Origin of the sequence: Pseudomonas sp. 21LCFQ02 (genome assembly GCF_024129895.2) — a bacterium.
Classification (GTDB): Bacteria; Pseudomonadota; Gammaproteobacteria; order Pseudomonadales; family Pseudomonadaceae; genus Aquipseudomonas.
In genome coordinates this window covers 2,482,018-2,498,249 of the sequence record NZ_CM178749.1, presented here as the reverse complement: position 1 = coordinate 2,498,249, position 16,232 = coordinate 2,482,018, and the positions used below count along the sequence as shown (strand labels likewise).

Annotated in this window: 14 protein-coding genes; 8 read left to right on the top strand and 6 right to left on the bottom strand. The window is 59.6% G+C overall.

Annotation, left to right across the window (positions count from 1 at the left end):
• Window positions 1–220 precede the first annotated feature (220 nt).
• Both dnaK and grpE read right to left on the bottom strand, forming a co-directional pair.
• The gene (gene dnaK, locus NJC40_RS11055) at window positions 221–2,137 is read right to left on the bottom strand and encodes a molecular chaperone DnaK (RefSeq protein WP_253116386.1); all 1,917 of its coding nucleotides are present in this window, start codon (window positions 2,135–2,137) and stop codon (window positions 221–223) included.
• A 101-nt stretch (window positions 2,138–2,238) separates the two neighbouring features.
• Window positions 2,239–2,802: a nucleotide exchange factor GrpE gene (gene grpE, locus NJC40_RS11050; protein WP_045487692.1), complete on the bottom strand. Its 564-nt coding sequence runs from the start codon at window positions 2,800–2,802 to the stop codon at window positions 2,239–2,241.
• A 259-nt stretch (window positions 2,803–3,061) separates the two neighbouring features.
• On the opposite strand from grpE, the gene recN reads away from it, so the two are divergent.
• On the top strand, window positions 3,062–4,735 hold the full coding sequence (gene recN, locus NJC40_RS11045) for a DNA repair protein RecN (RefSeq protein ID WP_045487690.1): 1,674 nt from the start codon (window positions 3,062–3,064) through the stop codon (window positions 4,733–4,735).
• 73 nt (window positions 4,736–4,808) lie between these two features.
• Here recN and fur read toward each other — a convergent pair whose 3' ends face one another.
• Entirely contained in the window at window positions 4,809–5,213 is a 405-nt protein-coding gene (gene fur, locus NJC40_RS11040; RefSeq protein ID WP_045487688.1) for a ferric iron uptake transcriptional regulator, read from the bottom strand.
• A 96-nt stretch (window positions 5,214–5,309) separates the two neighbouring features.
• Here fur and NJC40_RS11035 point away from each other — a divergent pair, with 96 nt between their 5' ends.
• On the top strand, window positions 5,310–5,834 hold the full coding sequence (locus NJC40_RS11035) for an outer membrane protein assembly factor BamE (protein WP_253139395.1): 525 nt from the start codon (window positions 5,310–5,312) through the stop codon (window positions 5,832–5,834).
• 62 nt (window positions 5,835–5,896) lie between these two features.
• On the opposite strand, the gene NJC40_RS11030 is transcribed toward NJC40_RS11035, so the two are convergent.
• Window positions 5,897–6,217: an RnfH family protein gene (locus tag NJC40_RS11030; protein ID WP_045487683.1), complete on the bottom strand. Its 321-nt coding sequence runs from the start codon at window positions 6,215–6,217 to the stop codon at window positions 5,897–5,899.
• Window positions 6,210–6,644 (bottom strand): type II toxin-antitoxin system RatA family toxin, encoded by a 435-nt coding sequence (locus NJC40_RS11025; protein WP_045494304.1) that lies wholly within the window; start codon window positions 6,642–6,644, stop codon window positions 6,210–6,212. The genes NJC40_RS11030 and NJC40_RS11025 overlap by 8 nt, the downstream gene beginning before the upstream one ends.
• A gap of 258 nt (window positions 6,645–6,902) precedes the next feature.
• Between NJC40_RS11025 and smpB the strand changes: the two genes are divergently transcribed.
• Window positions 6,903–7,385 (top strand): SsrA-binding protein SmpB, encoded by a 483-nt coding sequence (gene smpB, locus NJC40_RS11020; RefSeq protein WP_045487678.1) that lies wholly within the window; start codon window positions 6,903–6,905, stop codon window positions 7,383–7,385.
• A 44-nt stretch (window positions 7,386–7,429) separates the two neighbouring features.
• Here smpB and NJC40_RS11015 read toward each other — a convergent pair whose 3' ends face one another.
• On the bottom strand, window positions 7,430–8,197 hold the full coding sequence (locus NJC40_RS11015) for an FCD domain-containing protein (protein WP_045487674.1): 768 nt from the start codon (window positions 8,195–8,197) through the stop codon (window positions 7,430–7,432).
• A gap of 372 nt (window positions 8,198–8,569) precedes the next feature.
• Here NJC40_RS11015 and NJC40_RS11010 point away from each other — a divergent pair, with 372 nt between their 5' ends.
• From NJC40_RS11010 to NJC40_RS10990, 5 genes are all read left to right on the top strand, one after another.
• Window positions 8,570–10,258, top strand: coding sequence for a lactate permease LctP family transporter (locus NJC40_RS11010; protein WP_253139398.1), 1,689 nt, complete (start codon window positions 8,570–8,572; stop codon window positions 10,256–10,258).
• A gap of 84 nt (window positions 10,259–10,342) precedes the next feature.
• Entirely contained in the window at window positions 10,343–11,164 is an 822-nt protein-coding gene (locus NJC40_RS11005; protein WP_253139401.1) for a (Fe-S)-binding protein, read from the top strand.
• On the top strand, window positions 11,161–12,618 hold the full coding sequence (locus tag NJC40_RS11000; RefSeq protein WP_253116397.1) for a LutB/LldF family L-lactate oxidation iron-sulfur protein: 1,458 nt from the start codon (window positions 11,161–11,163) through the stop codon (window positions 12,616–12,618). Before NJC40_RS11005 ends, NJC40_RS11000 begins: the two co-directional genes overlap by 4 nt.
• Window positions 12,618–13,289: a LutC/YkgG family protein gene (locus tag NJC40_RS10995; RefSeq protein WP_253116399.1), complete on the top strand. Its 672-nt coding sequence runs from the start codon at window positions 12,618–12,620 to the stop codon at window positions 13,287–13,289. The genes NJC40_RS11000 and NJC40_RS10995 overlap by 1 nt, the downstream gene beginning before the upstream one ends.
• Window positions 13,286–16,096, top strand: a complete 2,811-nt coding sequence (locus NJC40_RS10990) for an FAD-binding and (Fe-S)-binding domain-containing protein (protein ID WP_253139404.1) — start codon at window positions 13,286–13,288, stop codon at window positions 16,094–16,096. The genes NJC40_RS10995 and NJC40_RS10990 overlap by 4 nt, the downstream gene beginning before the upstream one ends.
• Window positions 16,097–16,232: the final 136 nt, after the last annotated feature.

Below are 16,232 nucleotides of genomic sequence, written 5' to 3'. Positions count from 1 at the left end.
TGGTCTTCGTTCAACGGCCGCAAAGGGCCGCGAAAAGCGGCAGAACAAGCCGCACTGCAGGAGCACCGCGGCCTTGCCACAGGACTTGCGCAGCACAGTGCACAAGCCATAAAAAAATCGTCTATCCCAGACACGCCAACGCGGGAGCAAGCTCCCGCGCGGCGACATCCTACCAGCGACCGCGATACAGCGGTCAACCGGGTTGCAAGTGAGCCTGCGCTTACTTGTGGTCTTTGACTTCTTCGAACTCGGCGTCGACAACGTCATCAGCCTTGGCCGCGCCTTCAGCTGGCTTGGCAGCGGCTTCCGGAGCTTCAGCCTGTTCGGCATACATCTTCTGCGCGATTGGCGCAGAGACCTTGGACAGCTCTTCAACCTTGGCATCGATGACCGACTTGTCGTCGCCCTTCACTGCCACTTCCAGCGCAGCAACAGCCGCTTCCACTGCGGTCTTCTCTTCGGCGCTGACCTTGTCACCGGCATCGGCAATCATTTTGCGGGTCGAGTGCACCAGTGCATCACCCTGGTTACGGGCCGAGGCCAGCTCTTCGAACTTGCGATCTTCCTCGGCATTAGCCTCGGCATCACGCACCATCTGCTGGATTTCTTCCTCGGACAGACCGGAGTTGGCCTTGATCACGATCGACTGCTGCTTGCCGGTAGCCTTGTCTTTCGCGCCGACGTGCAGGATGCCGTTAGCGTCGATGTCGAAGGTCACCTCGATTTGCGGAACGCCACGTGGCGCCGGCGGAATCTCGGCCAGGTCGAACTTGCCCAGCGATTTGTTCTGGGTCGCCTGCTTGCGCTCACCTTGCAGCACGTGAATGGTCACGGCGTTCTGGTTGTCGTCAGCGGTGGAGAACACTTGCGACTTCTTGGTCGGGATGGTGGTGTTCTTCTCGATCAGCGCAGTCATCACGCCACCCATGGTTTCGATACCCAGGGTCAGCGGGCTGACGTCCAGCAGCAGCACGTCTTTGACGTCACCGGCCAGAACCGCGCCCTGAATGGCGGCGCCCATGGCAACAGCTTCGTCCGGGTTGACGTCCTTGCGAGCTTCCTTGCCGAAGAACTCGGCAACCAGCTTCTGCACCAGCGGCATACGGGTCTGGCCACCGACCAGAATCACGTCGTTGATCGCACCGATGTCGATACCGGCATCTTTCAGAGCAGTACGGCAAGGCTCGATGGTGCGCTGCACCAGGTCTTCAACCAGCGACTCCAGCTTGGAACGCGAGATTTTCACGTTCAAGTGCTTTGGACCGGTGGCGTCTGCAGTGATGTACGGCAGGTTGACGTCGGTCTGGGTGCTGGAAGACAGCTCGATCTTGGCTTTTTCAGCGGCTTCTTTCAGGCGCTGCATGGCCAGCGGATCACCTTTGAGGTTGATGCCGCTTTCTTTCTTGAATTCGTCGACGAGGTAGTCAATCAGACGGATATCGAAGTCTTCACCACCGAGGAACGTGTCACCGTTAGTGGCCAATACTTCGAACTGGTGCTCGCCGTCGACTTCAGCGATCTCGATGACCGATACGTCGAAGGTACCACCACCGAGGTCATAAACGATCACAGTGTGGTCGCCTTTGGCCTTGTCCATACCGTACGCCAGCGCGGCTGCGGTCGGTTCGTTGATGATCCGCTTGACGTCAAGACCCGCGATACGGCCGGCGTCCTTGGTCGCCTGACGTTGGCTGTCGTTGAAGTAGGCCGGAACGGTGATCACCGCTTCAGTCACGGTCTCGCCGAGGTAGTCTTCGGCGGTTTTCTTCATCTTCTTGAGAATTTCAGCCGAGATCTGTGGCGGAGCCATTTTCTGGCCATTGACCTCAACCCACGCGTCGCCGTTGTCAGCCTTGGTGATCTTGTAAGGGACCATCTGGATGTCTTTCTGTACGACACCCTCGTCGAAACGACGGCCGATCAGACGCTTTACTGCGTACAGCGTGTTGTGCGGGTTGGTGACCGCCTGACGCTTGGCCGACTGACCGACCAGGATTTCGCCATCGTTGGCGTAGGCGATGATCGAAGGGGTAGTACGCGCACCTTCGGCGTTTTCAATGACCTTGACGTTGCCGCCTTCCAGAATCGAGACGCAGGAGTTGGTGGTCCCCAGGTCGATACCGATAATTTTGCCCATCTTGACTCTCCCGAAACTTTTGATTGGTTGCCGCAACCGGGTTCACAGATTGCGGTAGCACTTAAACGCTTGACCTTTAAATGGGGGCTGCCCGGACGATTTCAAGCCTGCTCGTTAATTGAGGGCGTGGCCGGCGAAGGCGCCTTGCTGACCACGACCATGGCCGGGCGCAGCAGGCGGCCATTGAGCTGATAGCCCTTCTGGAAGACCTTGAGTACGGTGTTGGGCTCGACGTTGGCGTTCTCTTCCATCGCCATCGCCTGGTGCTGTTCAGCATTGAACGGCTGGCCATGCGGATCAACGGCTTCCAGCTGATAGCGCTTGAGCGTGTCCTGAAACATCTTGAGGGTCAGTTCGATGCCTTCACGCATCGGACGGATGCTCTGGTCGTCCGGGTTGGACAGCTCCAGGCCACGCTCAAGGCTATCGATGATCGGCAACAGGTCGGCGGAGAATTTTTCCAGCGCAAACTTGTGCGCCTTTTCAACGTCCTGCTCGGCACGGCGGCGGACATTCTGCAGATCCGCAACGGCTCGCAGGGACTGGTCCTGCGCGGTGGCGAGTTGCTCTTCGAGCACTTGCACGCGGGTCGCCAGATCATCCCCGGCTTCAGCCTGTGCGGCCTGCCCCTGAGCGTGCGTATCCAGATTCTGTTCGTCAGCCATACTTCTCTCCTCTCCAAAACGTCCGCGATCCCAACTCGCGCTTCTGCCCCTTATATGGGAGCGGAATTTCCAGCTTCAAGGGGAGCACACCACGAAGTGCAGGGTAAAAAGCAAAAACCGCCAGCCCGCCAATCCACCTTGCGCATCAGGCAATTGCAGGCCTGTCCGACGACCAGTCATTACGAATTGGAGACGGGCATTGTCAGGCCGAAACAAAACACTGTATAAATAACCAGAAGAATCGTTCTGGAGCCGCTGCATGCTGGTTCATCTTTCGGTACACAACTACGCCATCGTCGAACACCTCGATCTGGAGCTTGATCGCGGCATGAGCGTCATCACGGGTGAAACCGGCGCCGGCAAGTCGATCATGCTCGACGCCCTGGGCCTCACCCTCGGTGACCGCGCCGACAGCGGCGTGGTTCGCCCTGGCGCCGACAAGGCCGATATTTTGGCCACGTTCGACCTGAGCAAGATCCCTGAGGCGCAGACCTGGCTCAAGGAGCGAGACCTGGAGGGCGAGGCACTGTGCATTCTGCGCCGGGTCATCACTGCTGAAGGTCGTTCACGCGCCTACATCAACGGCACGCCATGCCCACAGGGCGATTTGAAAGCCTTGGGCGAGCTGTTGATCGACATCCACAGCCAGCATGAACACCAGTCGCTGCTCAAAAGCGATACTCACCGGCGCCTGCTCGACGAATATGCGGGCGCAACCGATCTGGCCCGCCAGGTACAACTGGCCTCGCAGCGCTGGCGCCAGACACGCGCCGAGCTGGAGCGCCTGTCCAGCTCAGGTGATGAACAACGCGCGCGCCACCAGTTGCTCAGCTATCAACTCGAAGAGCTGGAGAATCTCAGCCTTGGTGAAAACGAGCTCGAGCAGCTCGAGCAGGATCAAAAGACCCTGACCAACGCCGAGAGCCTGCTGAGCATCTGCCGTCAGGTTATCGAACAATGCAGCGAAAGTGACTCGGGCAACGTCCTGCACGCCCTGACCAACAGCCTCAATCGCCTGTCCAGCGTGAGCGGCAATTCGACACCACTCAATGAGGCCACCGACCTGCTGTCCAGCGCCCAGATCCAGGTTGAAGAGGCCGTGGGCGAACTCAATCGTTTTCTCGACCACTTCGATGCCGATCCGGGCCGCCTTCAACAGATCGAAGAGCGCCTGGACGCCATCTACAGCCTGGCACGCAAACATCGTATCCAGCCCCATGAAGTCGCTACCCTGCATCAGAAGCTGCTCGATGAGATTGAAACGCTCAACGCCAGCGACGAGTCGATCGAGCGGCTGCAGAACGAGCTGACGGCCTACGCCCGGCATTATCAGGAAAAAGCCCGGCAACTGAGCGACCTGCGGCGCCACTCGTCGAGCGAACTGGCCCATGCAGTGGAACAGGAGATCCACCGCCTGGGCATGCCCGGCGGCCGCTTCAACATCGAGCTCAAGGCCAATACCGGGGCTGACCTGCTGCCTTACGGCCTTGAACAGGTCGAACTGCTGGTCAGCGCCAACCCGGGTCAGCCACTCAAGCCTTTATCAAAAGTCGCTTCCGGCGGTGAACTGTCACGGATCAGCCTGGCCATTCAGGTCATCACCGCTCAGACCTCGCGGATTCCTACCCTGGTATTCGATGAAGTCGACGTGGGCATTGGTGGCCCGACGGCAGAAATTGTTGGTCAATTGCTGCGCCGCCTGGGCGAGCGCGGCCAGGTCATCACCGTCACCCACCTGCCCCAGGTGGCAGCGCAGGGCCATCAGCACCTGTTCGTGCACAAGGCCCGTGACAGCAATGCGACGCGCACTGCGGTATCAAAGCTCGGCAAGCACGAGCGCATCGAAGAGGTGGCACGGATGCTGGGCGGTATTGACCTGACCAAGGAGTCATTGGCCCATGCGAAGAAAATGATACTCAGCCAGAAAAACTGAACGCCCCAAAAAACCAAAAGGCCCCTTGCCGAACGAATCGGCAAGGGGCCTTTTTTGCTGTACGAAGAAAGGTTTAGGCTTTCTTGCGCACGTAGAGCACCAGATTGTGATCGACCAGATCAAAGCCGTGACGCTCAACGATGGCCTTTTGCAAGGCTTCGATTTCTTCGTCGAAGAATTCGATGACCTCACCGGAGTCCACATTGACCATATGGTCGTGGTGGCCGCCGTCTGCCAGTTCGAAGACCGCATGACCGCCGTCGAAGTTGTGGCGCACCACCAGACCTGCCGCTTCGAATTGGGTCAGAACACGGTAAACCGTGGCCAGACCGACATCTTCACTGGCGTCCATCAGAGCCTTGTAGACATCCTCGGCACTCATGTGGCGCTGCTCGGCAGAATCGAGCATTTGAAGGATCTTGACCCGTGGAAGGGTCACCTTGAGTCCTGCTTTACGTAGTTCGCTATTTTCAACCATGGTCAGCTTTCTCGCAGACGCTGCTTCGCAGCTTCTCTTAATGCAGGTATGATCGGGGTTTGTTGACCCAGCCAAGATAGTGGAAGTCGCCCACCGATGCAAAACACCAAGCTCTTGCTAACCAGTTTCACACTTGTGGGACTGCTCGCACTCGCCGGTTGCTCGTTCCCCGGGGTTTATAAAATCGACATCCAGCAGGGAAATGTCGTCACGCAGGATATGATAGACCAGTTGCGCCCCGGAATGACCCGGCGGCAAGTACGGTTTATCATGGGCAACCCGTTGCTGGTCGATACATTCCACACCGATCGCTGGGATTATCTGTATAGCCTGCAACCCGGCGGCGGTGAACGCCAACAGGAACGCATCAGCCTGATTTTCAACGGCAATGACCAACTGGTCAGTCTGTCTGGCGACTTCATGCCGGGTGTCAGCCGTGACGAGGCCATCCTTGGCCAAGGCAGTGACACCAGCGTGACGCCGGTGCAGAGCCAGCCGCAGACGCCACCTGAACAGCCCACGCGCCCAGGCTCGATGCTTGACCAGATTCAGAAAGAGGTCGACAGCGTCGAGACAACGCCAGTCCCTGAACAGGAACCGCTGGAAGCACCAGCGCGTTAAGCAAAAATGCCCGGTTAGCCGGGCATTTTTTATCCAGATATTTTCTCGGCCCTGAACTGAAGTCAGGCCCGCCCCTTCTTCGGTCGCGCTTTTTCAGCCTTGGCAGCACGCAGCCGCCGCACTTCCTTCGGATCAGCCAATAGCGGTCGATAGATCTCGATACGCTCACCCGACTCCATGACGCGATAGTCAGGATCGCTGATCAGTTTGCCAAAGACCCCCACCGCACAAGACTCCAGCTCAAGCTCCGGAAAAACCGCTCCGATGCCACTTGACTGCAATGCCTGGCGAACCGTGGTGCCAGCAGCCACCTTGACGCGCAACATGACCTGACGCTCAAGACTTGCATGCACCACCTCGATCTCAATCGGGGTTTCAGACATGCAGCTGTTTCGCCCGCTGGCAGAATGCATCGACCAAGGTATTGGCTGCCTGATTGAACAGTGGCCCGAGGGTGGCACGCACCAGTGGCCCGGCATAGTCGAACGACAGGTCCAGATTGATCTTGCAGGCCTTTTCGCCCAGCGACTTGAAAGTCCAGACACCATGCAATTGACTGAAGGGCCCTTCGACCAGGTCCATGACAATCGACTCACCTGGTATCAGGGTATTGCGGGTCACGAACTTCTGGCTCAGTCCGCCTTTGGCGATTTCAAGACTGGCACGCATCTCGGTGTCGCTGGACTCGTGCACCAGCGCCGCGGCACACCAAGGCAAGAATTCGGGATAGCGAGCCACATCGTTGACCAGGTCATAAAGAAACCGGGCTGGATACGGCAACAGTGCCGAACGTTGAATATGCGTAGTCATGTCAGCATCTTTTCCAAAACTGAGCGGCATATAAATGCCGAACGGCACCCTCTGGTGCCTCAAGAATGAAAGTCAGGGTAACAGGATCGGACGCCAGCGCCTCATCACCTTTTCGCCTGAGTCGTGGGCCGCTCAGATGCGATACGCCACGTTACAAGGTGTAAAAAGAGCGCGCATTGTCCGGGATTCGATCATCGCGCTCAAGCACACGCCTTGCCCATAGCCGACAACGCAGCAACTGCCTATAATGCGGCCCCTATGGCCAAACTCAAAAAGCACCCTACAGGGACCATCGCGCAGAATAAAAAAGCGCGTCACGATTACTTCATCGAACACAAGTTCGAAGCCGGTCTGGTCCTGTCCGGTTGGGAAGTAAAAAGCCTGCGTGCCAGCAAGGTACAGTTGGTTGACAGCTATGTGCTGCTCAAGGACGACGAAGCCTGGCTGATGGGCAGTCATATCACCCCCCTCAAGACAGCCAGCACGCATGTCATCGCGGACCCGACGCGCACTCGCAAGTTGCTGCTCAACCGCCGCGAACTCGACAGGCTGTTCGCCGCTGTACAGCAAAAGGGCTATACCTGCGTTGCCTTGTCGCTGTACTGGAAACAGCACATGATCAAGTGCGAAATCGCACTGGGCAAAGGCAAAAAGGAATACGACAAGCGCGACACCGAGCGCGAACGCGATTCCAACCGCGAACTGCAACGTGCCGTGCGCAACAAGGGCAAGGAAGACTGACCCCGCGCAGCCCGCGACAGGCTATCGCGGGCATTCGGCGTAACCTACAGGTTATGCCGCCGCTCGGCTCGCGCCGCCCGCTCTCCCTGCTGACGCACCTCCTCAAGCACCTCCTGAACATACATCAGGTGGCGACTTGAAACACTTCGTGCATCCTCGGCGCGCCCTTCGATAATCGCCTCATACAGCTCACGATGCTGCGCGATAAGCATGTCGCGGGTCTCGCTGCGCTGCTGATACATGCCCCCGATATTGATCACGACGTTACGCCGCACTAGGTCGAACAGCCCACGAATGGTGTGCAGCAACACCGCGTTATGGCTGGCCTCGGCAATCGCCAGATGGAAATTGGCATCGGCAGCGGCCTCTTCGACACCGCCCTCCTGTTCAGCCCTGGCGTAACAATCCTGCAGAGCATCAAATGCCTGGCGCAGCCGCTCGCGATCCAGATCGGTAGCCCGCAACGCTGCGTAGTAGGCGCACGAGGCTTCCAGAGTATGCCGAAACTCCAGCAGGTCGCGCTGCGCGTCCGGGCTGCTTTCCAGCAGTTGCAGCAACGGATCACTGAAGGTCGAGCCCAGATTTTCCGCCACGTAATTACCGCCGCCCTGACGACTGATCAACAGCCCTTTTGCTGTCAGCTTCTGAATGGCCTCACGCAGGGATGGGCGTGAAACACCAAACTGCTCAGCCAGCACGCGCTCGGCAGGCAAACGACCGCCGGCCTTGAGCGTGCCCTCCAGAATCATTTTTTCCAGCTGCTCGACAATATCGTCCGACAAACGGCGCTGCCGTACTTGACCAAAGCCCATAACCCTCACTCCACCTTCCCGACCTCGTTATCGGGCCCGTCTATTCTGGCCGATCCGAGCACCTTAGGCATCTGCCGCATGGCTGTCACTGAACCATTGCTGTACTGCTGCCGGGCTGATTCAGACCAAAGTCGCAAAAAGAGCAAATTGACACATCCCCGGTAAGGCTTCTACCCTAGCAACCAGATCTTGTAAATTGGTCTTACCAATTAACCAAGAGCTATATAAGTAACCAACTGCACGTACATCGCTGGACCTTTCCCGACCAGAAAGGCCTGAGCTGGTGCACGGGACGCTACGACCACCTGCCTGAATCAGGCACGTACGCCACCGGACACCGGGCCTAACCAAAAACAACTAGGGGCCAACCCAATGCAAACCTGGCAACAACTCTATACCCCCTTGGGCAGCCTGGGCTTATCCGCCGCCGCTGCGCTGATCCCGATCATTTTCTTTTTTCTCGCCCTGGCGGTGTTCCGTCTCAAAGGCCACATTGCTGGCAGCATCACGCTGGGCTTATCGGTGCTGGTGGCGATCTTCGCCTTCCAGATGCCGGTCGACATGGCACTGGCTGCGGCGGGCTACGGTTTTGCCTACGGTCTGTGGCCGATCGCCTGGATCATCGTCGCAGCGGTATTTCTCTACAAGCTGACCGTCAAAAGCGGCCAGTTCGAGATCATCCGCAGCTCGGTACTGACCATCACCGACGACCAGCGCCTGCAGGTGCTGCTGATCGGCTTCTGCTTCGGCGCCTTTCTTGAAGGCGCGGCAGGGTTCGGTGCGCCTGTGGCAATCACTGCCGCCTTGCTGGTGGGCCTGGGCCTGAACCCGCTATACGCCGCCGGCCTGTGCCTGATTGCCAACACCGCGCCGGTGGCGTTCGGGGCGCTCGGCATCCCGATCATCGTTGCCGGCCAGGTCTCGGGCATCGACGCTTTCAAGATCGGCGCAATGACCGGTCGCCAGCTGCCGTTCCTGTCTATCTTCGTGCCGTTCTGGCTGATGTTCATCATGGACGGCGTACGCGGCGTCAAGGAAACCTGGCCGGCCGCGTTCGTGGCGGGCTTCAGCTTTGCCGTCACCCAATACCTGACCTCGAACTTCATCGGCCCGGAACTGCCAGACATCACCTCGGCACTGGTCAGCATCATTTCCCTGACCCTGTTCCTCAAGGTCTGGCAGCCGCAGCGCGCCACTGACGCAGTGATCAGCAGCGGTGGCGGCACCGCCGTACTGGGCGGTGGAGGTCATATCCCGGCCCCGTCACGTACGCCGTCGCCCTACACCCTGGGGCAGATTTTCAAAGCCTGGTCGCCATTTCTGATCCTCACTGCGATGGTCACTGTATGGACGCTCAAACCCTTCAAGGCGCTGTTCGCTGCCGGTGGCCCGCTGCAGGCATGGACCATCAACACCGCCGTGCCGTTTCTTGATCAGATGGTGATCAAGGGCACGCCAATCGTGGCCAAGGCAACCGCCATGCCGGCGGTGTACAAGCTGGACCTGATTGCCGCTTCCGGCACCGCCATCCTGCTCTCGGCCATCATCTCGATGATCGTGCTGCGCATCAGCGCCAGGATTGGTCTGACCACCTTCAAAGAGACCGTGATTGAGCTGCGTTGGGCAATCGTATCGATTGGCATGGTGCTGGCGTTCGCCTTCGTCATGAACTACTCGGGGATGTCTTCGACACTGGCGCTGGTACTGGCCGGCACCGGTGCGGCCTTTCCGTTCTTCTCGCCATTTCTGGGTTGGCTGGGGGTATTCCTGACCGGTTCGGATACTTCTGCCAACGCCCTGTTTGGCTCCCTGCAAGCCACCACAGCGCACCAGACCGGCGTCAGTGATGTGCTGATGGTCGCCGCCAACTCCAGCGGCGGCGTCACCGGCAAGATGATTTCGCCACAGTCCATTGCCGTGGCCTGCGCAGCGACCGGCCTGGTCGGCAAGGAGTCGGACCTGTTCCGCTTCACCCTCAAGCACAGCCTGTTCTTCGCCACCCTGGTGGGGATCATCACCTATGCGCAAGCGTATTGGTTCACCGGCATGCTGGTGCACTGAGTCGCGGTCAATCCGTAAACCCTGGCGCCGTCGTGATGGCGGGCGCCAGCTTTCGATAACCGGGCCCACCCGGAGAAGCACCTGATGAACGAACTGTTCTATAACGCCTCCCCCAACGCCACGCGGCTGGCGCCGCGCCATGCACCACGCCAGTACCCTGATCAGAAGCCACAACGGGTGTACCTGTTCGGTACCTGCGTGGTCGACCTGTTTTTTGCGCAAGCGGGCATGGACACCATTCACCTGCTTGAGCGCGAAGGTATCCAGGTGAACTACCCACAGGGCCAGAGTTGCTGCGGCCAGCCGGCCTACACCAGTGGCTACACTGAGCAGGCCCGGCAAGTCGCCCGGGCTCAGGTGCAGTTGTTCGAAGGCAGCGACCCGGTAGTCGTGCCGTCTGGCTCGTGCGCGGGCATGTTCCGTGAGCATTATCCAGAGCTGTTCAAGGACGAGCCGCCGATGCTGGAAAAAGTGCGCAATCTTGCCGCGCGCACTTATGAACTGACCGAATTCCTGCTGCATGTCTGCAAGGTGCGCTTCGATGACCAAGGCCAGCCGATCAGGATCGCCCTGCATACATCCTGCTCGGCACGCCGGGAGATGAACACCCACCTGCATGCCCGTGAACTGCTTGGCCAACTGGGCAACGTCGAGCGTGTCGAACACTCGCATGAAAGCGAATGCTGCGGCTTTGGCGGCACATTCAGCGTGCGTATGCCGGACATTTCCGGGGCCATGGTGGCCGACAAAACCCAGGCACTGAAAGACTCAGGCGCCGACCAGGTCATCACGGCCGACTGCGGCTGCTTGATGAATATCAACGGGGCACTGGAAAAGCAGCAAGCATCGCTGCACGGCATGCATCTGGCCAGTTTTCTCTGGCAGCGCACCGGAGGCCGCTCATGACCGCGCACAATCGTATTGCGGCCGTAGAGCTCAACCCCGACTTCCCCAACCGCGCCCGTCAGGCACTTGGTGACAGTCAACTGCGCGGCAATTTCCGCCGCGCCATGGATTCATTGATGACCAAGCGCGCCGCAGCGTTCAGCGACGCTGACGAACGCGAAGAGCTGCGCGAGCTGGGCAATGCCATCCGTGCCCGCGCGCTGTCGAAACTGCCTGATCTGCTGGAGCAACTGGAACACAACCTGATCCGCAACGGCGTTCAGGTGCACTGGGCCGAAACCATCGAGCAAGCCAATGCCATCGTGCTGTCCATCGTCGAAGCGCATGAAGCCCGGCAACTGATCAAAGGCAAATCGATGGTCAGCGAAGAAATGGAAATGAACCATTTCCTCGCTGAGCGAGGCATCGAATGCCTGGAAGCCGACATGGGCGAATACATCGTGCAAATGGCTCACGAGAAGCCCTCGCACATCATCATGCCGGCCATCCACAAGAATGCCGGCCAGGTCGGCACGCTGTTCCATGAGAAGCTCGGCGTCGACTACACCACCGATGTCGACCAGTTGATTCAGATTGGCCGCAAGGTGCTGCGCCAGAAGTTCTTCGAAGCCGACATCGGCGTGTCTGGCGTCAACTTCGCCGTGGCTGAGACCGGCACCCTGCTGCTGGTTGAAAACGAAGGCAATGGCCGCATGGTCACCAGCGTGCCGCCCGTGCATATCGCGGTCACCGGCATAGAGAAGGTGGTGGAGAACCTGCGCGACACCGTGCCACTGCTGTCGCTACTGACTCGCTCATCACTGGGCATCCCGATCACCACCTACGTGAACATGATCTCTGGCCCGCGCAAGGCTCATGAACTCGATGGCCCGCAGCAAGTCCATCTGGTACTGCTGGATAACGGCCGCAGCCAGGCCTTTGCCGACAGCGAGCTGCGCCAGACCCTCAACTGCATCCGCTGCGGCGCGTGCATGAACCATTGCCCGGTGTATACCCGGGTCGGCGGGCATACCTATGGCGAGGTCTACCCTGGCCCGATCGGCAAGATCATCACCCCACACATGGCCGGCCTGAATAAAGTACCGGACCACCCCAGCGCGTCGTCGTTGTGCGGAGCCTGCGGTGAGGTCTGCCCGGTGAAGATTCCGATTCCGGCACTGTTGCGCCGGTTGCGCGAAGAGAACGTCAAAGCGCCGGATGCACCCAACCCGGTCATGCGCGACCAGGGCCGCAAGTACTCACGTAAAGAGCGGCTGATCTGGAACGCCTGGTCGGTGCTCAACCGCTCGCCAGCGCTGTACCGGGCCTTCCGCTTTCTCGCCACCCGCCTGCGCGCCTTGATGCCCGCTAACCTCGGCCCCTGGACGCAGCATCATAGCGCTCCGAAACCTGCGGCCCGGTCACTGCACGAGTTGGCCCGCGAGCACCAGGCCCGGCAGAAGAGAGACACCTGATGAACGCCAGAAACACTATTCTCGCCAAGCTGCGCCGTAGCCTGGAAGGCACTCAACCGATTGCCGATCATTTCAATGAAGCAACAGTGACCGGGCCATGGAGCTATACCGCACAGACCCGGCTCGCGCGCCTGCGCCAATTGATGGAAGCGGTACATACCGAAATCCATCTGTGCCGCGAGCACGATTGGCCACAACGCCTGGCGCAACTGGTCAGCGAGCGGCAACTGCCCAACCTGCTGATCGCTCCGGGGACACTGCACGGGCAACGGATTCGCGAACACTGGGCGCAGCAGCCCGGCCTGGCGCCGCTCAAGGCCTATGACAAACCGATAGAAGCCTGGAAAAAAGAGCTGTTCGACGATACGGCCGCCAGCGTGACCGGCACACTGGGCGCGATCGCCGCGACCGGCAGCCTGATCCTTTGGCCTACCCGCGAAGAGCCGCGACTGATGAGCCTGGTGCCGCCGGTGCACTTTGCTCTGCTCAAAGCCAGTCAGATCCACGACAACCTGTACCAGGCGCAGCAGCAACAGCAATGGGCGAACGACATGCCGACCAATGCGCTGCTGATCTCCGGCCCGTCCAAAACCGCCGATATCGAACAAGTGCTGGCCTACGGCGCCCATGGTCCCAAGGACCTGGTGGTGCTGATCCTGGAGGACGCATGACCCTGCCCGCCAACTTTCTACGCCAGGCGCAATTGTTGATTCCCGAACAGCGCCGCTTCGATGATCCGCTCTCGACCCTGGCTTTCGGTACTGACGCCAGTTTTTATCGGTTGATCCCCAAACTGGTGATACGGGTTGAATCCGAAGACGAAGTCGTGGCGCTGCTCCAACTGGCTCAGGCCCACAAGGTTGCGGTGACCTTCCGTGCGGCGGGCACCAGTCTGTCTGGTCAGGCAATCAGCGATTGCGTGCTGCTGGTGCTGGGCGATAACTGGAACAGCCGCGAGATTCGTCAACAGGGCAGCCAGATCCGCCTGCAACCCGGCGTGATTGGTGCTCAAGCCAATGCCTGGCTGGCACCCTTTGGCCGCAAGATCGGCCCGGACCCAGCGTCGATCAATGCCTGCAAGATCGGCGGTATCGTCGCCAATAACGCCAGCGGCATGTGCTGCGGCACCGCGCAAAACACTTATCACACGCTGGCCGGCATCCGCCTGGTGCTGGCCGACGGCACCCGCCTGGACACCGAAGACCCTGCCAGCGTCGCCGCCTTTCGCAACAGCCACGCGCAGTTGCTGGAGCACCTGGCCAGCCTCGCACGCGAGACCCGCAACAACAGCGAACTGGCGGCCAGAATCCGTCACAAATACCGTCTGAAAAACACCACCGGGCTGTCTCTCAACGCCCTGGTGGATTTCGACGAGCCACTGGATATCCTCAGCCATCTTTTGGTGGGTAGCGAAGGCACTCTGGGTTTTATCAGTGCGGTGACTTATAACACCGTGCCCGACCACCCAAATAAAGCTTCGGCGCTGATCGTGTTCCCGGACGTTGAGACCTGCTGCAACGCCGTCAGCGTCCTCAAACAGCAGCCAGTGGCCGCCGTGGAACTGCTCGATCGGCGCAGCATGCGCTCGGTCCAGGACAAACCGGGGATGCCGGCCTTCGTGCGCGAGCTGTCGGAAAACGCCTGCGCGCTGTTGATCGAGGCCCGCGCGGCCAGCCAGAGCCTGCTGCATGAACAGCTGGCGCAGATCATGACGTCGCTGGCGCCGTTTGCAGTGGAGCAACAAGTCGACTTCAGCGAAGACCCACAGGACAATGCCCGGCTATGGGCAATTCGCAAAGACACCTTCCCTGCTGTCGGTGCCGTGCGCCAGACCGGTACCACGGTTATCATCGAGGACGTTACCTTTCCAGTGGAACAACTGGCCGCTGGCGTACGTCGACTCATCGCCCTGTTTGAAAAGCATCATTACGATGAGGCCATCCTGTTTGGTCATGCCCTGGAGGGCAATCTGCACTTTGTCTTCACTCAGGGCTTTAACAGCCATGAAGAAGTCGCACGCTATCAGGCGTTCATGGATGACGTCGCCGAGCTGGTCGCTGTCGAGTTCGGCGGCTCACTCAAGGCAGAACACGGCACAGGCCGCAACATGGCGCCATTCGTCGAGAAAGAATGGGGCAGCGACGCCTATCAACTGATGTGGCAACTCAAGCACCTGCTCGACCCCAACGGCATCCTCAACCCGGACGTGGTGCTGAGCAACGATCCGCACATTCACCTCAAGCACCTCAAACCCATGCCGGCAGCCGACGAAATTGTCGATAAGTGCATTGAATGCGGCTTCTGCGAACCGGTGTGCCCGTCCAAAGGACTGACCCTCAGCCCTCGCCAGCGCATCGTCATGTGGCGTGACATTCAAGCGAGAAAACGCCGCGGCGAAGATACCCGCGCGCTGGAGCAGGGTTACCAGTACCAGGGCATCGATACCTGCGCCGCCACCGGACTGTGCGCCCAGCGCTGCCCGGTAGGCATCAATACCGGTGAGCTGGTCAAGAAACTGCGCGCCGAACAGGCCAGCCATGACAAAACCGCTGACTGGATAGCGCAGCACTTCAAGATCGCCTTGCAGAGCGCACGCTTTACCCTGCGAGTGGCCGACGGGGCCCGCAGACTGCTCGGTGCGCCGCGTATGGCAAAAATCTCGGCAGCGCTGCACACAGCCTCCGCCGGCCGCGTACCACAGTGGACAGCCGCCATGCCGCAGCCAGCACAGGCCATTCGCTTCACACCGCCGCTCGACGATCAACGGCCGCGAGTGGTGTACCTGGCCGCATGCGTCTCGCGAGTAATGGGCCCGGCCGCCAGCGATCGGGAACAGACCTCGCTACTGGACAAAACGCGCAGGCTGCTGGAAAAGGCCGGCTATCAGGTGGTGTTCCCGGAAGATGCTGACAGCCTGTGTTGCGGCCAGCCGTTCGCCTCCAAAGGCTATACCGCCAAGGCTGACGAAAAGCGCGATGAGCTGATCAAGACACTGCTCAAGACCAGTCGCGGCGGGCTTGACCCGATCTACTGCGACACCAGCCCCTGTACCCTGCGCCTGATCGAAAGCCTGAAGGACAGCCGCCTGGACCTCTATGACCCGGTGCGCTTCATCCGTACCCACCTGCTGGACAAACTGACCTTTACACCACAGCAGGAACCGGTGGCAGTGCATGTCACCTGCAGCACCCAGCATCTGGGCGAAAGCCAGGCGCTGATCGACCTGGCCCGGTTGTGCAGCGTCAACGTGGTGATTCCCGAGGGCATTCACTGCTGCGGCTTTGCCGGCGACAAGGGCTTCACCCACCCGGAACTCAATGCTCACTCGCTACGCCCGTTGAAGAACGCTGTGCAGTACTGCAGCGAAGGCATCTCCACCAGCCGCACCTGTGAGATTGGGCTGTCGCATCACTCAGGGATTGATTATCACAGCCTGGTTTACCTGGTGGATCGGGTGACACAGCCACGGGCGCGATGACTCCGCTGGCCTCAATAAATAGCTGGGACATCACTGAACCACGTTTGCGTGATGCCCAGCGAGGTTAGCGACCTATCGCCTCTTTTTAGTGCAATTCACCCTGTTTTCGACTTTCTGTTCGCCGAGAAAAATAAAT